Genomic DNA, 20525 nt, shown 5'->3' on the forward strand with positions numbered 1-20525 from the left:
TCACTCCTCTGTCGCGATGAACACGTTCTTGACATCGGTGAAGGCGTGCAGCGCGTCCGGACCGAGCTCGCGGCCCAGGCCGGAGCGCTTCATCCCGCCGAACGGCGTCCAGTAGCGCACCGAGGAGTGCGAGTTGACGCTGAGGTTGCCCGAGTCGACGGCACGGGCGAGCCGGAGCGCGCGGCCCACGTCCCGGGTCCAGATGGAGCCGGAGAGGCCGTACTCGGTGTCGTTGGCGAGCCGGACCGCGTCGGCCTCGTCGTCGAAGGGGAGCACCGAGACCACCGGGCCGAAGATCTCCTCCCGCCAGTGCCGATCGGCTGGCGAGTCGGCCAGCAGCACCGTCGGGGCGTGCCAGAAGCCCTGACCGTCGGGGCAGGAGCCGGTGAACGCGACCCGGGACCCGGCCACGTAGCCGGCGACCCGGTCGCGCTGGCCGGCGGAGATCAGCGGGCCCATCTCGGCGGTGTCCCGGGCCGGATCCTCGACCCGCACGGCGCGTACCGCCGGTTCGAGCAGTTCCAGGAAGCGGTCGTACACCGGGCGCTGGACCAGGATCCGGGACCGGGCGCAGCAGTCCTGGCCGGCGTTGTCGAACACCGCGCCGGGCGCGGTCGCGGCGGCGCGTTCCAGGTCGGCGTCGGCGAAGATGATGTTGGCGCTCTTGCCGCCCAGCTCCAGGGTCAGCCGCTTCACCTGGGCGGCGCAGCCGGCCATGATCCGTGTGCCGACCTCGGTGGAGCCGGTGAAGCAGATCTTGCGGACCGCCGGGTGGCTGACGAACCGCTCCCCCACCACGGCGCCCTCGCCGGGGACGACCGTGAAGACGTCGTCGGGCAGGCCGGCCTCACAGGCCAGCTCCGCCAGGCGCAGCGCGGTGAGCGGGGTCAGCTCGGCGGGCTTGAGCACCACGGTGTTGCCGGCGGCGAGGGCCGGGACGAACCCCCAGGCGGCGATCGGCATCGGGAAGTTCCACGGCACGATCACGCCGACCACGCCGAGTGGCTCGTGGAAGGTGACGTCCAGCCCGCCGGGCACCGGGATCTGCCGCCCGGTCAGCCGCTCCGGCGCGCCCGCGTAGTAGTCCAGCACGTCCCGGACGTTGCCGGCCTCCCAGCGGGCGTTGCCGACGGTGTGCCCGGAGTTGCGGACCTCCAGCGTGGCCAGCTCGTCCAGGTGCGCGTCGATCACTGCGGCGAAGCGCCGCAACATCCGGGCCCGATCCCCCGGCGCCACCGTCCGCCACGCCTCGAACGCGAGCGCCGCCCGCGAGATCGCCGCATCGACCTCCGCCACCGAGGACCCCGGCACGTCCCGGAACGCCTCCCCGGAAGCCGGATCCACCACCAGAGTCACGCGCCCCACCCCCATCCGACGCGGTGGGCGGGGTCAGAGGCGTTCGAAGCCACGGGTCAGCTCCCAGTCGGTGACGGCGGCGTCGAAGGCGGCGAGCTCCACCCGGGCCTGGTTGGCGTAGTGGGCGACCACCTCGGGACCGAAGGCGTCCGCGGCGGCGGAGGAGGACTCCCAGAGGGTCAGGGCGTCGCGCAGGGTGCCGGGCACCCGCTCGGCCTCCGGGTCGTCGTACGCGTTGCCTGTGCACTCCGGGCCCAGCTCCAGCTCCCGCTCGATGCCGTGCAGCGCGCCCGCGACCAGCCCGGCGATCGCCAGGTACGGGTTGACGTCGGCACCGGGAACCCGGTTCTCCACCCGCATGCCCTGCCCGTGCCCGACCACCCGCAGAGCGCAGGTGCGGTTGTCCACCCCCCAGCGCAGCGCCGTCGGGGCGAACGACCCCGGCTGGTAGCGCTTGTAGGAGTTGATGTTCGGGGCGAAGAGCAGGCTGAACTCGCGCATCGTGGCCAACAGCCCGGCGAGCACCCGCTGCCCGGTCTCGGACAGGTGCGCGGGCCCGTCGCCGAGCATCGCGGAGGCGCCGGTGGTGTCGCGCAGGGAGAAGTGGATGTGGCAGGAGTTGCCCTCCCGCGCGTTCGGCTTGGCCATGAAGGTGATCGCCATGCCCTCCTGGGCGGCGATCTCCTTGGCCCCGTTCTTGTAGATCACGTGGTGGTCGGCGCACGCCACCGCCTCGTCGTATCGGAAGGCGATCTCGTGCTGGCCGAGGTTGCACTCACCCTTGGCGCTCTCCGGGGTCAGCCCCGCGCCGGCCATCTCGGTGCGGATCCGGCGCAGCAGCGGCTCCACCCGGGCGGTGCCGAGCAGCGAGTAGTCCACGTTGTACTGGTTGGCCGGGGTGAGATCGCGGTAGCCGTGCCGCCAGGCGTCCTCGTACGAGTCGCGGTACAGCACGAACTCCAGCTCGGTGCCGGCGTAGGCGGTCAGCCCGTGCCCGGCCAGCCGGCCCAGCTGACGGCGCAGGATCTGCCGGGGCGAGGCGACCACGTCACCGGAGCCGTCCAGCCAGGTCAGGTCTGCCAGCAGCAGCGCGGAGCCCGGCTGCCACGGCATCCGGCGCAACGTGCTGAGATCCGGCACCATCGCGAAGTCGCCGTACCCGCGCTCCCAGCTGGACATCGCGTACCCGTCGACGGTGTTCATGTCCACGTCCACGGCGAGCAGGTAGTTGCAGCCCTCGCTGCCGTGCTCGACGACCTGGTCGAGGAAGAAGGGCGCGTGGAACCGTTTGCCCTGCAGGCGGCCCTGCATGTCGACCAGGGCCAGCACGACGGTGTCGATCTCACCCTCGGCAACAGCGACCCGCAGTTGTTCCAGCGTGAGCGGAGCTCTCCTCATTCACGGGCCTCCATCACCAAGGTCTACTGGCAAACCGGATCACCGTCAATGCCCCCGGCGGTGACTGCGGCAAACCCCGGCGGGACGGCAGCGGCGGCCACCCTGCCGGGCACGGGTCAGGCCGGGCCGTCGACCGGCGCGGGGTCGGGCGCCGGCGCCGTGTCGTCGACGGTACGCACGGGTCCGGCGAACCACTTCCGGGCCGAGACGTACCACCAGACGGCGACCACCAGCAGCACCCCGCCCACCGCCAGCGGCGCGTAGTTCACCGCCGACCAGGTGAACCCGTCGTTGCCGGGCACCCCGGCGGGCACGATCGGCAGCACGAAGTAGACGGCGATGACCGCGATCTCGATCACCGCGATCCAGCCGAGCAGCTTGTACTTGCGCCCGAGCGTCCACGGCCCGGGGACGAACCGGTCGCCCATCCGCAGGCGCAGCGCGATCGGGATGAGGAAGGACAGGTAGAGCCCGAGCACCGCGACGGAGACCACCGCGTAGAAGGCGATCGGGATGCCGGCGGAGCTCTCGTAGAGCGCCGGCAGGGTGAGCACCAGGCCGGCCAGCGTGGCGCCGATGATCGCGTTGACCGGGGTGCCGTTGCGGTCCACCCGGGACCAGAGTCGCCAGCCCGGCACGGCGCGGTCGCGGCTGAACGCGTACGCCATCCGGCTCATCGAGGTCACGCAGCTCATCCCGCAGAAGAACTGCCCGATGGTGGAGATGATGATGACGATCTTGAAGAAGACCGGGGTGAGCGCAGACTCGAAGATGGCGCCGGAGAAGCCGCCGGCGGCGTTGACCGCCTCGACGTCGGTGGCCGCGAAGAGGAACGCCAGCAGCAGGATCCAGCCGCCGACAGCCGAGTAGAAGATGGACTGCCAGAGCCCGCGGGCGGCGGCCTGCGAGGCGCCCCGGGTCTCCTCGGAGACGTGCGCGCAGGCGTCGAAGCCGGTGATCGTGTACTGGGTGAGCAGGAAGCCCAGCGGCAGCACGTAGAACCAGAAGGTCAGCCCGCCGGTGTCCCCGTCACCGAAGCCGGAGTTGTTGAACCGCTCGGTGAACACGAACTGGAAGCTCTGGTGGTTGTCCGGAACGAGGACCAGGATGGCCACCACGACTGCCGCCCCGGCCACGTGCCACCAGACGGAGACGTTCTGCAGCACGTCGATGATCCGGTGCCCGAAGATGTTGATCAGCCCGTGCAGCACCAGGATGATCACGAAGAGGACGAACGCCTGGCGCAGAGTGCCGGCCCAGCCGTCGAAGAGCGCCGACAGGGTGAGGTTGAGGAAGGTGGCGCAGCCGTAGTCGACCGAGGCGGTGACCGCGACCAGGCCGATCAGGTTCAACCAGCCGGTGAACCAGCCGTGCACCGGGCGGCCCATGGTCGCGGCCCACCAGTAGATCCCGCCGGCGGTCGGGTACGCCGACACCAGCTCCGCCATGCAGAAGCCGATGATCAGGATGAACAGCGAGATCAGCGGCCAGCCCCAGGAGATGGCGACCGGCCCGCCGTTGTTCCACGCCTGGCCGAAGGTGGTGAAACAGCCGGCCAGGATCGAAATGATGGAGAACGAGATGGCGAAGTTGGAGAAGCCGCTCCACTTGCGGCGCAGCTCCTGTTTGTAGCCGAGTTCGGCGAGCCGTCGGGCGTCGTCGTCCATCGGATGCTCTGCGGTCGGCACAGGCGTCGTGGCCATCGCACACCTCCCTGAGGTGATTCCGCGTACGAGTGCGCAAAGTGTCGTCCCGCCGATCAAGGTGGTCAATACGATGACCGTGGGAATCTCACCGTCGTCGCGGCTAATTGCGTTGCCGGGCGGCCGGCCCACCCGCATCCTTGACCTCGTGACCAGGCCCGATCGCGACGGGCCAACCCCCGGGCGCTCGGACCGCCCGGCACCGCGGCGGCGCGGGGCACGTCACCTCTCTCGCACGGTACGGTGGGCTCCGCCGTACTCCGACACCCGCCCCGCGCCGCCGCCCCCGCCCGGATGACCGGGCAGGGGTCAGGTCAACAGCAGGCCGGCCAGCCAGAGCGCGGCGATGACCACGCCGGCGGCGAACTCGACGAGCATCGACAGACCAGCGGCCTTGACCGCCTGCTTGGTGGACGGCCAGGCCAGTCTGGAGTCACCGAGCCGCAGACGCTCCGCCGCCCACACCCCGGCGACGAAGCCGAGCACCAGCCCCACCACCGGCACCACGAAGAACCCGACGATCCCGAGCACCCCGCCGGCGAGCAGCGTGGACGTCGGCACGCCTGTGCGCTTCAGGTTCCGCCCGGGCCACGCGTACTTGATGACGGTGCCCCCGGCGGCGACCAGCGTCGCGGCGGCGAACACCGCCCAGCCACCCGGGCCCGCGCCGCCGAAGATCGCCCAGAGCAGTACCCCGCCCCAACACAGCGGCAGCGCCGGCAGGCCGGGCACCACCACGCCGGCCAACCCCGCCAGGATGGCCAACCCGGCCACCACTGTCACTGCCGTCTGCGAGTCGGTCAGGCTCACGCCGCCGCCCCGCCGCGCAGCCGGAGGGTGATCGCCTCGGCTGGCGCCGGAGCCCCGAAGTACCGCCCCTGCCCGGTGTCGCAGCGCAGCGCCCGCAGCCGCTCGGCCTGCACAGCGGTCTCCACCGCCTCGGCGGTGACCCACAACTCCAGCGCGTGCGCCAGACGGACCAGCGCGTCGACGATCCGCTCGTCGCGGTGGTCGGCCACGGCGTCCGTTCCGTCGGCGCGGATGCCCTCGACGAACGGGCCGGCCAGCTTCAGGCAGTGGATCGGCAGCCGCCGCAGGTACGCCAGGTTGGAGTACCCGGTGCCAAAGTCGTCCACCGCCAACCGGACGCCCAGCGCGGCGAGCCGGTGCAGGCTGCGCAGCGGCTCGCCCGCGCTACCCATCACGGCGCTCTCGGTCAACTCCAGTTGCAGCAGCTCCGCCGGCAGCCCGCTGGTGGCCAGCGCGTCGGCCACCGTCTCCACGATCGCCGGGTCGTCGGCCTGCCGGGCGGCCAGGTTGACGCTTACCACCAACCGGGCGTCGGGGAACTCCCGCCACCACCGCTCGGCGTCGCGGCAGGCCCGCCGCAGCACCCACTCACCGAGCCGGACGATCAGGCCGGTCTCCTCGGCCAGGGCGATGAACCGATCCGGCCCGATCAGGCCCAGCTCCGGGTGCTCCCACCGGACGAGCGCCTCCACCGCGAGCATGGTGCCCTCCAACAGCGACACGATCGGCTGGTAGTGCAGCACGAACTCGCCCCGGTCCAGCGCCGCCGGCAGCCCGGCGACCAGCGCCGAACGGGCGATGTCCCGGGCGCTGCGCTCCGGGTCGTAGACCGCCCACCGGCCCCGGCCCGCGGCCTTGGCCCAGTAGAGCGTGGTGTCCGCGGCCTTCATCAGCTCCGAGGCGGTGGTCGCCGCGGCGGGGCACTCCACGATGCCCACGCTGGCCGAGACGGCCAGTTGCTGGTCACCGACGTGCACCGGGGCGGCGACGGCGGCCAACGCCGCCTCCGCCACGGCCACCGCGTCGTCGAGGTCGTTCCCGCCGTCGACCAGGATGACGAACTCGTCGCCACCCATCCGGGCGACCAGGTGGCCGTGCTCCGCCACGCACGCGGCCAGCCGCCGGCCGATCATCACCAACAGCCGGTCACCGAGGTCGTGACCGAGGCTGTCGTTGATCGCCTTGAAGCCGTCCAGGTCGAGGAAGCACACCCCGACCCGCCGCCCGGGCTCGGCGGTGTCGAGGACCCGGCCCAGCGTCTCGAAGAACAGCGTCCGGTTGGGCAGCCCGGTCAGCGGGTCGTGCAGCGCCTGGAAGCGGAGCCGCTGCTGGAGTTCGTACCGCTCGGTGATGTCCTCGATCATGGCGACGGTGAACCGGGGCCGGCCGTCGTCGTGCCGGATCAGCGAGACGGCCAGATCCGTCCAGACCACGCTGCCGTCCTTGCGGTGGTAGCGCTTCTCCATTCGGGCCGAGTCCTGCTTACCCTCGACCATCTCCTGGTACAGCTCCCACATCCCGGCCGCGTCGTCGGCGTGGAACAGCGCCGACACGTTGATCTCACGCAGCTCGCTGATCGAGTAGCCGAGCATGTCGGCGAACGCCTGGTTGACGTCGATGATCTGGCCGTCCACCCCGGCGATGCCGATCCCGATCGCGGCGCCGGTGAAGACCGCCCGGAACCGCGCCTCGCTGTCGCGCAGCGCCTGCTCGACCTCGTCCCGCGCCTGCCAGGCCGACCGGGCGATCCGCTCCTGCTGACTGAAGGTACGGTCGCGCAGCGCACGGGCGAACCCGGCGGCCAGGCCGCCCTGCACCGCTGCGATCCGCTCGGTCAGGTCCGCCGGCTCGTCGTTCGCGGCCAGCACCTGGCGGGGGAAATCCTGACCGAGGGCGCGCAGCGACCACTCGAGCGCCCGGGGCTCGGTGAGGTGCGCCTCCACCAGCGCCCGCCCGACCTCCTCGGCGGGGCGGGCCGAGAACGGTTCGGCCCGTACCGCCTGAGCCAGCCGGACGGTGTGCACGAGCAGTAGCCGCTCGGTCTCGGCCGCGCTGAGCGGCACGAAACCGAGACGGCGTACCGCGCGGGCCCAGTTGGCGGCGTAGCCCTGGGCGTCGCCCCGGCCGGCGTTCACCCCGGTCCGATCCGGGACGGCGGCCACGGGATCAGCCGGCGGGCTGGTCGTACCGAGCGACGCCCCCGAAGGCGCCGAACCGCTCCGGGTGCTCGTCCACATCGGACGGCGAGTCGGGGCGCCAGAGCGGCATGTGCACGACGCCCGGGTCGAGGACTGTCCAGTCGCCGAAGAAGCCGGTGATCTGAGCTCGGGAACGCAGCGTGATCTCGGTGTCCGTCCGCGCGGAGAGCCGCTGGGCGTCCAGCATCTCCTGCGGCTGGTCCTCGAAGGTGGAGTGCGAGATGACCAGGAAGCTGCCGGGTGCGGCGGCCGCCCGCAGGGTGGCCAGGACGTCCTCGGGCCGGTCGGCGTCCGGGATGAAGTGCACCACCCCGGCCAGCAGGATGCCCATCGGCCGGCTGAAGTCGATCAACCCCAGCTCGCGGGTCTCGGCGAGGATCCGCTCCGGGTCGCGCAGATCGGCGTGGATCACCCCGGTCAGGTCGTTGCCGGCGAGCAGTTCCCGGCTGTGCGCGACGGCCACCGGGTCGATGTCGACGTAGACCACCCGGGCCTTGGGGTTCGCCCCCTGGGCCACCTCGTGCACGTTGCCCACGGTGGGAATTCCGGAGCCGATGTCGAGGAACTGGTCGATGCCGGCGTCGAGCAGAGCCCGGACGGCCCGGCGCAGGAATTCCCGACCGGAACGCATGGTGGCGGCGAGATTCGGGGTCATGCTGGCGATCTGCTCGGCCAGCCGACGGTCGATCTCGAAGTTGTGCGCCCCGCCCAGAAAATAGTCGTACACCCGGGCCGCGCTCGGCCTGGTCAGATCGATCTCGGTCGGCAGTCCGTCCGGCATCAGCGTGCTCCCCAGTTCATCGCCGCGGCGCGGGACGGCACCGGCGTCGGCGGGCACGCGCGACCACCGGTCGACCCGCGGGTCGTGTGGTGTGGACCACTCTAGGCCGCCGACTCCCGCATCCGGGAGATCCCTTCGCGCTCTTTCCGCGCTCAGCCGGCCGACTCCAGCAACAGCGAGATGCCCTGCCCGACGCCGATGCACATGGTGGCCAGGGCCCGCCGGCCGCCGCGACGGCGCAGCTCCAGGGCCGCGGTCAACGCCAGCCGAGCGCCGCTGGCGCCCAACGGGTGCCCCAACGCGATGGCGCCCCCGTTCGGATTGACGTGCTCGGCGTCCACGGGCAACCCCAGCTCGCGCAGCACCGCCACGGACTGCGCGGCGAACGCCTCGTTCAGCTCCACCACGTCCACCGCGCTCAACTCGACGCCGGCACGGTCGAGCAGCTTGCGGGTGGCCGGCACCGGGCCGATTCCCATGATCCGGGGCGGCACGCCGGCCGCCGCCGCGCCGACGATGCAGGCCAGCGGGGTGAGGCCGTACCGGGCCACCGCGGCCTCACTGGCCACCAGCAGCGCGACCGCGCCGTCGTTGACGCCGGAGGAGTTGCCGGCGGTCACCGTGCCGCCGTCCCGGAACGGGGTGGGCAGCGCGGCAAGCTTCTCCAGCGACGTCTCCCGGGGGTGCTCGTCGACCTCGACCAGCCGGGTCTCCCGGCGGCCCGCCGGCACCGAGACCGGCACGATCTCCTCGGCGAACCGGCCGTCGGCCTGCGCCTTGGCCGCGCGCTGCTGGGAGCGGTACGCGAAGGCGTCCTGCTCGGCCCGGCTGACGCCGTACTCGGCGGCCACGTTCTCCGCCGTCTCCGGCATCGAGTCGACGCCCCAGCCGTCCCGCATCAGCGGGTTGACCAGCCGCCAGCCCAGCGTGGTGTCGTACACCTCCGCCGAGCGGGAGTACGCCGACGTCGCCTTCGGCATGACGAACGGCGCCCGGCTCATGCTCTCCACCCCGCCGGCGACCACCAGGTCCGCGTCCCCGGACACGATGGAACGGGCGGCGGTGGCGAGGGCGTCCAGCCCCGAGCCGCAGAGCCGGTTGACCGTACTGCCCGGCACCTCTTCGGGCAGGCCGGCCAGCAGCGCCGCCATCCGGGCCACGTTGCGGTTGTCCTCGCCGGCCTGGTTGGCGCAGCCGAGCACGACGTCGTCCACCCGGGCCCAGTCCACCGACGGGTGCCGGGCGACCAGCTCGCGGATCACGTGCGCGGCCAGGTCGTCGGGACGGACACCGGCCAGCGCGCCGGCGTACCGGCCGATCGGGGTGCGGACACCGGCCACCAGGTATGCCACGGTCATCGCGAGTCCTTCGGGGTGGAGACGGCGGGGGGTGGGGGCGCCCACCGGGGTCCTGCGGGCTGCCAGCCGCCAGGATATCCGCGCCCACAGCCGATAGGTTGACGGCATGGCTCGGGCCCAGTTCAGCGCAGAGACCAGCGGCGGCGGCGCGTTCGTCCGCCAGCCCAACCGGTTCACCGGCCGGGTCACCCCGGACTCGACCTCTCCCCCCGGCGGCGGCCCGGACGAGCACGACCGCTGGCCGCTGGAGGCCGACCGCTACCGGCTGATCTGGTGCCGCGCCTGCCCCTGGGCGCACCGGGCCCGGATCGTGCGCGGCCTGCTCGGTCTGGACGACGCGATCTCGCTGGGCACCGTCGACCCGATCCGGGACGAGCGGGGCTGGGCGTTCGCCCTGGACCCGGACGGCTTCGACCCGGTCCTCGGCGTCAGCTTCCTCTCCGAGGCGTACCTGGCCACCGACCCGGACTACACCGGCCGGGTGACCGTGCCGGCGCTGGTCGACACGCTGACCGGTCGGGTGGTCACCAACGACTACCCGCAGCTAACCCTCGACCTCTCCACCGAGTGGCGGCGGCTGCACGCCCCCGACGCGCCGGATCTGTACCCGGCCGGGCTTCGCCCCGAGATGGACGCGCTGATGGCCGAGATCCACACCGACGTCAACAACGGCGTCTACCGGTGCGGCTTCGCCACCTCACAGGAGGCGTACGACGAGGCGTTCCGGGCGCTCTTCGCCCGGCTGGACGCGCTCTCCGAGCGGCTGGCCGGGCAGCGCTACCTGATGGGCGACACGATCACCGAGGCCGACGTGCGGCTGTTCACCACGCTGGTCCGCTTCGACGCCGCGTACCACGGGCACTTCAAGTGCAACCGGCACAAGCTGACCGAGATGCCGGTGCTCTGGGCGTACGCCCGGGACCTGTTCCAGACCCCGGGCTTCGGCGAGACGGTGGACTTCGACCACATCAAGCGGCACTACTACGGCACCCACCGGGAGATCAATCCGAGCGGCATCGTGCCGCTCGGGCCAGACGAGTCCGGCTGGACCACGCCGCACGGGCGTGGCTGACCCGGGTCGGCGTGGCACCTGGACCGCGCCGGCAGGCCGGGCGGACGTCGCGCGCCGGGTCGCCGGGTGGGCGGCCGCCGGCTTCGGACTGGTCGGTGCGGTAGCGGTGACGGTCGCGGTGGTCGCCGGTCCCGGTCCAGGGCTCACCGGGTACGTCAGCGAGGCGGGCATCGCCGACAGCGGCCACGCGGTGACGTACCGCTTCGGGATCCTCGCGATGGCCGGCTCGCTGCTGCTGCTCGCCGCGGCGCTGCCCCCCGGGGTGCGGGCGGCGCCGGCGCTGCTCGCCGCCGGCGCCGTGTGCACCGCGCTGTCCGGGGCTGTCACCTGCTCGGCCGGCTGCCCGCTGCCGCCGTTCGAGCGCGCCACGGTGGCGGACCTGGCGCACGGCGGCGCGAGCATCGCGGCGACCGCGTCGGTGGTGTTCGCCATGGTCGCGCTCGCCGTGGCCGGCCCGGTCGACCGGGCGGTACGCCGGCTGTCCGCCGGGGCCGCCGCGCTGAGTCTCCCGCTGTGCGCCACGGCGGGGCTGGGCCTGCTCGTCATCGGTCGGGGCACCGTGGTGGGCGTGCTGGAGCGGCTGATCCTCGCGCTGGCGATCCTGTGGGGCCTCGCCACCGCCACCACCCTGGCCCGCAGGTAAGGAAGGGCACCTTGTTAACGCGTGGTGTATAGGAAGGGTCCCTTCCTAACGGCGGGTTGGCGCGCGTGTAAGGAGCGTCACGCCCGATCGTGCCTTGCGATGGCTGGTCAGCGGCGTATCGTCGGCGGGCGATGACCAATCTCTGGGACCTCACCGTTCGCCTGTATGTCGATCTTCGACTGCAGGCCAGCGGCATCTGTCCGGCGTAGCCGCGCTCCTCACGCCTACCCCGTTCAGACCAGACAATTGGATTGACCCTCATGCCCTTCGGCCTGCGCAAGATTCCCTTCTCCGTGCAGATCCTGCTCGGCCTCGTGCTCGGCGTGGCGCTCGGCTTCCTGGCCCGCACCAACGACCTGAGCTGGCTGACCAGCACCCTGCACACCGTCGGCGGCCTCTTCATCCAGCTGCTCAAGCTGGCCGTGCCGCCCCTGGTCTTCACCGCCATCGTGGTCAGCGTCGTCAGCCTGCGGGGCGTGGCCAACGCCGCCCGGCTCGCGCTGAAGACCCTGATGTGGTTCGGCATCACCGCACTGATCTCGGTCGCCATCGGCATCGGCCTCGGCCTGGTCACCAACCCGGGCAGGGGCGTGACCCTCGACCTGGGCGGCGCGGCGCCGCCGAAGAACACCGGCTCGTGGACGGACTTCCTCACCGGCATCGTGCCCACCAACCCGGTCGGGGCGTTCGTCGAGGGCAACGTGCTCCAGATCGTCTTCCTCGCCCTCGTGGTCGGCGCCGCGGCGCTGCTGGTGGGCGACGCCGCCGAGCCGTTCGTGGCGCTGAACCGCTCGCTGCTGGAGATCGTCCAGAAGGCGCTCTGGTGGGTCATCCGGCTCGCCCCGATCGGCACCCTCGGCCTGATCGGCAACGCCGTCGCCTCGTACGGCTGGGACCTGCTGGCCCCCCTCGCGAAGTTCACCACCGCCGTCTACGTCGGCTGCGCCATCGTGCTGTTCGTGGTCTACCCGCTGGTGCTGATCTTCGCTGGCCGGCTCAACCCGCTGCGCTTCTTCGCCGGTGCCTGGCCGGCGATCGAGCTGGCCTTCGTGTCCCGCTCCTCGGTCGGCACCATGCCGGTGACCCAGCGCTCCGTCGAGCGGCTCGGCGTGCCCCGCGAGTACGCCTCGTTCGCGGTGCCGTTCGGCGCCACCACGAAGATGGACGGCTGCGCCGCGATCTACCCCGCACTGGCCGCGATCTTCGTGGCGCAGGTGTTCGGCGTGCACCTCGGCGTCACCGACTACCTGCTGATCGCCTTCGTCTCGGTGGTCGGCTCGGCGGCCACCGCCGGCCTGACCGGCGCGATCGTGATGCTCACCCTCACCCTGAGCACGCTGGGCCTGCCGCTGGCCGGCGCCGGCCTGCTGCTGGCCATCGACCCGATCCTGGACATGGTCCGTACGGCCACCAACGTGGCCGGGCAGGCGCTGGTGCCGACCGTGGTCGCCGCCCGCGAGGGCACCCTCGACCGGGCCGCGTACGAATCCGCCGGCCGGCGGGACCTGACCGACCCGGAGCCGGTCGCGGACAGCCGGCCCGACCGGCGGGACGAACTGAGCCCCGTCCCCGCCTGACCGGTTCGCATCGACGACGACGGGCCCCTCCCCGGGGGCCCGTCGTCGTTTCCGAGAGGATGACGAGATGAGCTCCCTGTTCACGCCGCTGGCCCTGCGCGCGGTCACCCTGCCCAACCGGATCGCCATGGCGCCGATGTGCCAGTACACCGCCGGTCCGGACGGCCTACCCACCGACTGGCACCTGATCCACCTCGGCAGCCGGGCGGTCGGCGGGGTCGGGCTCGTGCTGACCGAGGCGACCGCCGTGCTGCCGGAGGGCCGGATCAGCCCGCAGGACACCGGGCTGTGGTCCGGCGCGCACGTGGACGCGTGGCGGCCGGTGACCGCGTTCGTCGCCGATCACGGCGCGGTGCCCGCCGTACAGCTCGCGCACGCGGGTTTCAAGGCCTCCACGTACCGGCCGTGGGCCCCGAGCCGCGGCGGCGTGCCGGATGGCGAGGGCGGCTGGACGCCGGTCGGCCCCGGGTCCGAGCCGTTCGTCGCCGACTACCGGGTGCCGACCGCCCTCGACGCGGCCGGCATCACCCGCGTGGTCGAAGCGTTCGCCACCGCCGCCGAACGCGCCCTGGCAGCCGGCTTCGCGGCCGTGGAGATCCACGCCGCGCACGGCTACCTGCTGCATGAGTTCCTCTCGCCGCTCACCAACCACCGCACCGACTCCTACGGCGGTGACCGGGCCGCCCGGATGCGACTCACCCTGGAGGTGGCCCGCGCGGTGCGCGCCGCGGTCGGCGAGAACGTCCCGGTGCTCACCCGGATCTCCGCCACCGACTGGGTCGAGGGTGGCTGGACGATCGAGGACAGCGTGGTGCTCGCCGGCGAGCTGGCCGGTGCCGGCGTGGATCTGGTCGACGCCTCCTCCGGAGGCGTACGCCAGGACGCCCGCATCCCGCTCGGCCCCGGCTACCAGGTGCCGCTGGCCGCCCGCATCCGCCGCGAGGCCGGCGTGCCGACCGGCGCGGTCGGCCTGATCGTCGAGCCGGAGCAGGCCGAGCAGATCGTCGCCGGCGGCGAGGCCGACCTGGTGCTGCTCGGCCGGGAGCTGCTGCGCGACCCGTACTGGCCGCGCCGAGCCGCCGCCAAGCTCGGCGTCGCGTACACCGGGCCCGCCCAGTACGCCCGCGCCGCCTGATCCCCCGCCGGTCGGGCGGCTGCCGTTCCGGGCAGCCGCCCGACCGTCAGCCGGCCAGATGCGACCAGTCGCCCTCCAGGTCCCGCCAGGCACCCTGGGCGGCCACCGCGCCGCCTAGCAGCACCACCACGTGGTCGGCGCGGACCAGCGCGGCGCGCTTCGCGGTCGAGCCGACCACTGTCACGCCGTGCGCGCGCAGTGCCTGCCACAGCGCCAGCTCGGTGGTGACGTCCAGTGCCGACGACACATCGTCGGCGACCAGCAGCTCGGTACGCGGCGCCAGCGCCCGGGCCAGCGCCAGCCGCTGCAGTTGGCCACCGGAGAGCCGGGTGCCCTTGTGGCCGATGAGCAGGCCGAGCCCGCCACCCGCGGCGGCGAGGTCGTGGTCGAGCTGGGCGGTGCTGACCGCCCCAGCCGCGTCCACCTGGTGGCCGAGCGCGATGTTGTCGGCCACTGTGCCCGAGAGCACGCGGGGTAGCTGGCCGACGTAGCCGACCTGGTTGGGGCGCAGGAACAGTTCCGGCTCGGTGACCGGGTCGCCGTTCCAGGACAGCTCGCCGGTGTGGTGCACGATCCCGGCCAACGCCCGCAGCAGTGAGGACTTGCCCGAGCCGACCGGCCCGACGACCAGGACCAGCTGCCCGCGCTGCACGGTCAGGTCCACGTCCCGGACGGCGACCGTACCGTCGGAGTGCACCACCCCGAAGCCGCGCAGCTCCAGCCGGCGCAGTGGGTGCCGCGGCGGCGGCGTCGGCGCGGGCGCCGTCCCGGCGGCCAGGTCGACCGCCGACACCCCGGCGGAGTACGTGCCCACCCCGGTCATCGCCACCGTGCGCCGGGTCCAGACCCGCGCGGAGGGCAGCTGGGAGATCAACGACGCGGTGGTCCAGGCGAACCAGCGGGCCGCGCCGAGGGTGGAGACGGCCACCAGCACCGCCCCGGCGGAGAGCTCACCGGCCAGGTAGAGCGCCCACGCGCCGATCGGCAGCAGGCCACTGGCCACCGACGGTGTGGAACGCGACCACACCTGCACCGAGATCTCCCGCCGCTGCCGATCGCTGCGCAGCACGTCCAGATCGGCCAGGTGGCGCAGCACCGCCGCGGTCGCGCCGGCGAGCTTCACCGTCCGCGCCGCGGAGAGCGCGGAGACCAGCGCGGTGGCGAAGGACGCGCGCGCCGCCACCGTCGCCCTGGCCGCACGCTCGAGCTTCGGCCCGAACAGCGTCGCGGCCAGCCCGGAGACGACCATCGTGCCGAGGAAGAACAGCGCGGGTACGACGCTGCCGGTGACCGCCGTCATGGCGACCACCAGGACCAGCGCGACGGCCTGGTCCAGCACGTTGTCGGCGAGCTGGACCACCCGCTCGGTGTCGCCGCCCTGCGCCACCACCTCCGCCGGGGTGTGCGAGCTGACCCGCCGCGGCCCGGTCTGGCCGTACACCAGGCGCAGGCCGATCCGCAGCATCTGCCGCACCCACCACTGGGGGAACCAGACGTGGGTGTAGAACGGCAGCGGCAGGGTGACCAGCAGCCCGGCCACGATCCCCAGCGCCGGCAGGTACGGGTTGCCGGTCCCGTCGACCAGGTCGGCCCAGAGCCAGGGCAGCACCGGGCCTTCCAGCCCGAGCAGGGAGAGCCCGAGGAACAGCGCGATCGCGGCCAGCCCGTACCGGGGATCGTTGGTGCAGAGCCGGACGATCTCCCGCAGCGTCCGGGCCGGCGGGACGGGCGGCAGTGGCGGCGGGTCGGCACGTTTCGGCTCGACCGGCGTGACCCCCTCGACCCGCGTGACCGGCTCGATCGGCGGCCCGCTCGGCCAGTCGTCGGCCGGGCCGGGGCCGAGCAGCAGGTCGGTGCCGGCACCGGTGCGACCGGCCGGCACGGCTGCGGCGTACGCGGCGGCGTGGCTGGTCGCGAGCAGCTCGGCGAAGCGCGTCGACGTTTCCAGCGGACCCGCCTCGACCACCGCGCCGTCGGCCAGCACCACCACCTCGTCGCAGCGCCGCACGGAGGAGAGCCGGTGCGCGATGACGATGCCGATCCGGTCGCGCAGCAGCCGTTCGGTGGCCCGCTGCACCCGTGCCTCGGTGACCGGGTCCAGCCGCGCGGTGGCCTCGTCGAGGATCACCGCGTGCGGGTCGCGGACCAGGATGCGGGCGAACGCCACCAACTGCTCCTGACCGGCGGAGAGCACGTGCCCGCCCTCCCCCAGCCGGGTCGCCAGCCCGTCCGGCAGTTCGGCGATCCAGCCGGCCAGGCCCAGCTCGTCCAGCGCTCGGGCTGCGGCGTCGAGCAGCTCCGAGTCGAAGAGCGCGACGTTCTCGGCGAGCGTTCCGGCCAGGATCTCGGTGCGCTGCGGCACCAGTGCCACCCAGCGGCGCAGCTGCTCGACGTCGAGGTCGCACAGGTCGGTGCCGCCGAGGAAGACCGTTCCCGGCGGCACGTCGACGGCCCTGGTGAGCACCTTCGCCAGTGTCGACTTGCCCGAGCCGGTCCGCCCGATCAGCGCGTACGAGCGGCCACGCGCGAAGGTGAGGCTGACCCCGCGCAGCGCGGCCCCCCGGCCGCTCTCCGGCCCGCTCACCTGGTATCCGAACGTCAGGTCACGGATGCGCAGGTCACCTTCGGTCGGGCTGGCCCCGCCGAGGGGCTCCTGCCGGGCCTTCTGGAGCAGCTGCACCCGCGCCCACGCGCCGAGAGCCTCCTGGAGCTCCGGCACCATCCGGCTGACGTGCTCCGCGGTGGCCCCGAAGGCGAGGGCGAGCAGCCAGATGGCGGTAAGGCGGGCAGCGTCGATCCGGTCGGTGGCCAGCGCCCACGCCCCGCCGAGCACCACCACCCCGATGCCGCCCCGGATCGTCGCGGTGGCGGCCGTGGCCACCCGGGCGGACAACACCCAGACCAGGCGACCCCGGGAGAGTACGGCGGCGGCCCGCCGGGCGTACAGCCGCAGCACGTACGGCCGGGCCAGGCTGGTGCGGACGTCGTCCTGGCCGTGCACCGCCTCCTCCATCACCGCGGCGAGGTCCGACCAGGCCTCCTCCTCGGCCATCCGGGCCGGACCGATCCGTGCCGTGGGCCGGCGCAGTCCGACGGCGAGCACCACCGTGAGCAGGAGCATCGCGATCCCGGCCGGCCACCACACGACCAGCGCAACGACCATCGACAGCAGGCCGACGCAGAGTGCCTGGGCGAGCCGGGTGCCCTGATTGCGGACCGCTGACGCCACCTGGTAGACGTCCCCGTCGATGCGGTCGAGCAGCTCACCGACCGGGGTGGTCTCCAGGGTGGGCAGGTCCTGCCCGAGCGCGACCCGGCAGAGCCGCCGGCGCACGTCGGCGGACCAGTCGGCGGTCAGACCGGCCATCAGCAGGCTCACCGCCAGATCGGTGAGCACCACGGCGACCAGCGCCGCCGCCAGCACGGTGAAGAAGCCGGCCGAGCGATGCACCAGCACCGCTCCGGCGAGCGCCGACGCGCCCGCCTGACCGGCGGCGCCGAGCACGATCAGGACGGCCACGATCGTCAGGCGACGTGGCGAGGTGCCCCACAGATCACGGAGCAGGCGCATCGGTGTCCTCCGGACGTGGGTGGCGGAGAACTCAGCGTGCCTGTCGCGACCCTGTCCACTCAACCGATTTACCCGCTCTGAGCAGGGCTTCGGTCAGGCCTGGACATCCCGACGCGCGATGCCGAGCAGCACCGCCCGCACGTTCCCGATCGGCCCGGTCGGGGTCAGAGGACCAGCCAGTCCACGGCAACCACCAGACCCACGGCGACCATGGCCCCGATGTATGGACGCACCCGGGCCGCCCCCTCGCGGTCGGTCGCTGTGGTGAGCGGTATACCTGTGAGGCATAAATATGGGTCTTGTGTCGAGTTAGTGGGTCGTTGGTGATCATCTTGCGGGTAGTTGGGGTCGGTGGCCGCCGAGGCTGAGCATGGCCAGGGCAATGAGGGCGTCGGGTGAGTGGAAGCCGAAGGCCATCCGGGTGATCAGGCGGATCTTGGCGTTGACGGACTCGATGCGGCCGTTGGACAGGCCGTGTTCGATGGACGCGACGATGGCGTCGCGGTGACGCGTCACGCGTCGTTGCAGGTCGACGAAGACGTCGATGCGGCTGCGTCGGGCCCATCCGATCCACCGGTCGAGGGCTTCGACCGCCGCTGTCGGGCTGGTCTTGGCCAGGGTGAACACCAGTCGTAGGCCTTCCTTCAACGCCCAGGCCCGGTGCAGGCGGGGATGGGTCTTGGCGATCCAGGCGAGTTTGGCGTGCTGGGCGTCGGTGAGGTTCTGCGGGTTCTTCCACAACGCCCAGCGGGTGTTCTTCAACTGCCGGGCCGCGCCGACAGCGACGCCGCGACGGCCTGCCCCACGCCCGGTGGCCTCGTTCCAGGCTTGGCGGCGAACCCGATCCACGGCGTCAGTGGCCCAGGCCACGACGTGGAACGCATCGGCGCAGCGCACCGCGTTCGGGCAGCGGCGACGCACGACCGTGGTGATCCAGTCCGCGCCGTCAGCCGACACGTGCGTGATCTTCGCGGCCCGATCAGAACCGAGCAGGTCGAAGAACTCCTGCAACGTGGCTGCGCTCTTGCCCGGCGCCGCCCACACCAGCCGACCCGTGTCGTGATCGACGACCACCGTCAGATACCGGTGGCCCTTCTTGTAGCTGACCTCATCGATGCCGATACGACGCAACCCGTCGTACCGGTCTTCAAGGCCACCGGTGTCAGCCCACACCCGGGCCACGATCGCCCCGACGGTGCGCCACCCGATCCGCATCACCTGCGACACCGCCGACTTCGCTGTGTGCACCGCCAGCCACGCCACCGTCGCGTCGAACGCCCGCGTATGCCCCGCCCCATGACGAGCCCAGGGCACCGCCGCGACCACCACCTGATGCACCGGACACGACACCCGCGGCGCGTCCGCCTCGACCACCGCCCGCACCACACCCAGATCCAACGTCCGCCACCGACGCCGCACCCCGGCGTCATAGCGCGCACACCGCCGCCCGCAATGCGGACACCGCCGCGACGCGCCCTTACGCACCCGCACCCGAGCCACCACCACCGACTCGACCGGATCGAACTCCACACCCTCCACCACCGCCTGCTCGACCCCGAGCAGCACAGCCCATACCCTGGCAGAACGCACGCCGTTCTCCCGCCCATCCAGTTCTGACCTTCGACAAGCCAGAACCTAGGCAGGACAACGGCGTGCGCCACAAACGACGCGCCCAACCACCCACAGACACGACACAAGACCCATAAATATGCCTCTGAGGTATACCGCTCGGGTGACCACCTCGCCGGGAACGCGCCTCGTTCACGGTGATCGACTCGATGTCGGCGATGTCGGGGTGTCACAGGCGACCGGATGGCCCGATATCGGCGATACCGAGTCGATCACCCCCAGCTGGCCGAACCGGCCTGCGGTCCCCGCGTCGAATGTCCGGTATGGGGGTTTCTGGGCTGTGACCGGGCGCATCCGTGGGCTGGAATGGTGGCGGGCCGGGGGTCGTTACACACCCTGACGATCGCAGCACCACCGCCCGCCGCCCCGCCCCCGCAGGGTTGGGGATGGTGGCCGGGCCCGGGTGGGAATGCCCGCCGGTGGCCGGTCGTTGCAGACCCCCTGAGCGACCGCACCAGCACCCGCTCACCCAGGGTGCCGACCCCCGGAATGGGCCCGGCCCGGCGGTCGTTACACACAGACCCGGCGCCACGAGCCCCCCGCCCGTAGGCCGCCGACCTCAAAGACTTTTCCCCCGTGTAGTTGAAAGCGCCCGACGAGGTGCTCGCACCCTGCGCCGTTTCCCCCGGATCGCCAGCGCGGGTGTCTACCCCCCTGAAGGAGCTGACCCCTCATGAACACGATCATTCGTAAGAGCATGCTGTCCGTTGCTGGTCTCGCGTTCGCCGGTGGTGTGTTCGCCGGTCCGATCGCCGCGCACGCCGCCCCCGCCGTGGACGGCAAGCCCGCCGCCGTGGCGGTGGCCAAGGTGCAGGGCGCGCAGTCGCACATCGACCTGAACGACGAGCAGACCGCCAACGTCAAGGCGATCATCGCCGCGACGAAGAAGGCCGGCCTGCCCGAGCGGGCCGCGGTCATCTCCATCGCCACCAGCCTGCAGGAGTCGAAGCTGGAGAACCTGGGCCACCTCGGCGACATGAACGACCATGACTCGCTGGGCCTGTTCCAGCAGCGCCCCTCCAGTGGTTGGGGCACCCCGGAGCAGATCACCAACCCCGAGTACTCGACCACCGCGTTCCTCAAGGGTCTCAAGCAGGTCGACGGGTGGCAGGACATGGCGCTGACCGACGCCGCGCAGACCGTGCAGGTCTCGGCCTACCCGGACGCCTACGCCCAGTGGGAGCAGCAGGCCACCGACCTGGTCGCCCAGCACTGGAACAGCTGACCCAACCACACAACGACCGCTGGCCGGCATCCCACCGGGGTGCCGGCCAGCGGCATGTCCACTACCGGC

The 20525-nt window shown here is 72.4% G+C and carries 14 protein-coding genes; 5 read left to right on the top strand and 9 right to left on the bottom strand.

Annotated elements, in window-relative coordinates:
• The 7 genes from GA0070607_RS05705 to pcaF form a co-directional block, all read right to left on the bottom strand.
• A complete protein-coding gene (locus tag GA0070607_RS05705; RefSeq protein WP_089017232.1) occupies positions 1-1371 on the bottom strand; it encodes an aldehyde dehydrogenase family protein in 1371 nt (456 codons plus the stop codon).
• 18 nt (positions 1372-1389) lie between these two features.
• Positions 1390-2754: a glutamine synthetase family protein gene (locus tag GA0070607_RS05710; protein WP_089017233.1), complete on the bottom strand. Its 1365-nt coding sequence runs from the start codon at positions 2752-2754 to the stop codon at positions 1390-1392.
• A 116-nt stretch (positions 2755-2870) separates the two neighbouring features.
• Entirely contained in the window at positions 2871-4457 is a 1587-nt protein-coding gene (locus GA0070607_RS05715; RefSeq protein WP_089017234.1) for an amino acid permease, read from the bottom strand.
• 309 nt (positions 4458-4766) lie between these two features.
• Positions 4767-5267 carry a DUF456 domain-containing protein gene (locus GA0070607_RS05720; protein WP_089017235.1) on the bottom strand — a complete coding sequence of 167 codons (501 nt, stop codon included), beginning with the start codon at positions 5265-5267 and terminating at the stop codon, positions 4767-4769.
• Positions 5264-7429, bottom strand: a complete 2166-nt coding sequence (locus tag GA0070607_RS05725; RefSeq protein WP_089017236.1) for a putative bifunctional diguanylate cyclase/phosphodiesterase — start codon at positions 7427-7429, stop codon at positions 5264-5266. Before GA0070607_RS05725 ends, GA0070607_RS05720 begins: the two co-directional genes overlap by 4 nt.
• Before the next feature lie 4 nt (positions 7430-7433).
• Positions 7434-8246, bottom strand: a complete 813-nt coding sequence (locus GA0070607_RS05730; RefSeq protein WP_089021681.1) for an SAM-dependent methyltransferase — start codon at positions 8244-8246, stop codon at positions 7434-7436.
• Between the two features lie 152 nt (positions 8247-8398).
• Positions 8399-9604, bottom strand: a complete 1206-nt coding sequence (gene pcaF / locus GA0070607_RS05735; RefSeq protein WP_089017237.1) for a 3-oxoadipyl-CoA thiolase — start codon at positions 9602-9604, stop codon at positions 8399-8401.
• Between the two features lie 106 nt (positions 9605-9710).
• Between pcaF and GA0070607_RS05740 the strand changes: the two genes are divergently transcribed.
• From GA0070607_RS05740 to GA0070607_RS05755, 4 genes are all read left to right on the top strand, one after another.
• Positions 9711-10676 carry a glutathione S-transferase family protein gene (locus GA0070607_RS05740; RefSeq protein ID WP_089017238.1) on the top strand — a complete coding sequence of 322 codons (966 nt, stop codon included), beginning with the start codon at positions 9711-9713 and terminating at the stop codon, positions 10674-10676.
• Positions 10669-11319, top strand: a complete 651-nt coding sequence (locus GA0070607_RS05745) for a DUF998 domain-containing protein (RefSeq protein ID WP_089017239.1) — start codon at positions 10669-10671, stop codon at positions 11317-11319. The genes GA0070607_RS05740 and GA0070607_RS05745 overlap by 8 nt, the downstream gene beginning before the upstream one ends.
• Before the next feature lie 272 nt (positions 11320-11591).
• A complete protein-coding gene (locus tag GA0070607_RS05750) occupies positions 11592-12896 on the top strand; it encodes a dicarboxylate/amino acid:cation symporter (RefSeq protein WP_172899164.1) in 1305 nt (434 codons plus the stop codon).
• Positions 12897-12963: 67 nt separating this feature from the next.
• Positions 12964-14031 carry an NADH:flavin oxidoreductase/NADH oxidase gene (locus GA0070607_RS05755; protein WP_089017241.1) on the top strand — a complete coding sequence of 356 codons (1068 nt, stop codon included), beginning with the start codon at positions 12964-12966 and terminating at the stop codon, positions 14029-14031.
• A gap of 46 nt (positions 14032-14077) precedes the next feature.
• On the opposite strand, the gene GA0070607_RS05760 is transcribed toward GA0070607_RS05755, so the two are convergent.
• Both GA0070607_RS05760 and GA0070607_RS05765 read right to left on the bottom strand, forming a co-directional pair.
• Positions 14078-17602, bottom strand: coding sequence for an ABC transporter ATP-binding protein (locus GA0070607_RS05760; RefSeq protein WP_089017242.1), 3525 nt, complete (start codon positions 17600-17602; stop codon positions 14078-14080).
• 327 nt (positions 17603-17929) lie between these two features.
• Positions 17930-19192 carry an ISL3 family transposase gene (locus tag GA0070607_RS05765; protein WP_089017243.1) on the bottom strand — a complete coding sequence of 421 codons (1263 nt, stop codon included), beginning with the start codon at positions 19190-19192 and terminating at the stop codon, positions 17930-17932.
• Positions 19193-19904: 712 nt separating this feature from the next.
• On the opposite strand from GA0070607_RS05765, the gene GA0070607_RS05770 reads away from it, so the two are divergent.
• Positions 19905-20456 carry a hypothetical protein gene (locus tag GA0070607_RS05770; protein WP_089017244.1) on the top strand — a complete coding sequence of 184 codons (552 nt, stop codon included), beginning with the start codon at positions 19905-19907 and terminating at the stop codon, positions 20454-20456.
• The last annotated feature ends 69 nt before the right edge of the window (positions 20457-20525 follow it).

Source organism: Micromonospora coriariae, from assembly GCF_900091455.1.
Lineage (GTDB): Bacteria > Actinomycetota > Actinomycetes > Mycobacteriales > Micromonosporaceae > Micromonospora > Micromonospora coriariae.

What these genes read in the sequence shown, in the direction of transcription:
- GA0070607_RS05705 (WP_089017232.1), bottom strand. Translation starts at nt 1,371, where the DNA reads ATGGGGGTGGGGCGCGTGACTCTGGTGGTGGATCCGGCTTCCGGGGAG.
- GA0070607_RS05710 (WP_089017233.1), bottom strand. Translation starts at nt 2,754, where the DNA reads ATGAGGAGAGCTCCGCTCACGCTGGAACAACTGCGGGTCGCTGTTGCC.
- GA0070607_RS05715 (WP_089017234.1), bottom strand. Translation starts at nt 4,457, where the DNA reads ATGGCCACGACGCCTGTGCCGACCGCAGAGCATCCGATGGACGACGAC.
- GA0070607_RS05730 (WP_089021681.1), bottom strand. Translation starts at nt 8,246, where the DNA reads ATGCCGGACGGACTGCCGACCGAGATCGATCTGACCAGGCCGAGCGCG.
- pcaF (WP_089017237.1), bottom strand. Translation starts at nt 9,604, where the DNA reads ATGACCGTGGCATACCTGGTGGCCGGTGTCCGCACCCCGATCGGCCGG.
- GA0070607_RS05740 (WP_089017238.1), top strand. Translation starts at nt 9,711, where the DNA reads ATGGCTCGGGCCCAGTTCAGCGCAGAGACCAGCGGCGGCGGCGCGTTC.
- GA0070607_RS05755 (WP_089017241.1), top strand. Translation starts at nt 12,964, where the DNA reads ATGAGCTCCCTGTTCACGCCGCTGGCCCTGCGCGCGGTCACCCTGCCC.
- GA0070607_RS05760 (WP_089017242.1), bottom strand. Translation starts at nt 17,602, where the DNA reads ATGCGCCTGCTCCGTGATCTGTGGGGCACCTCGCCACGTCGCCTGACG.
- GA0070607_RS05770 (WP_089017244.1), top strand. Translation starts at nt 19,905, where the DNA reads ATGAACACGATCATTCGTAAGAGCATGCTGTCCGTTGCTGGTCTCGCG.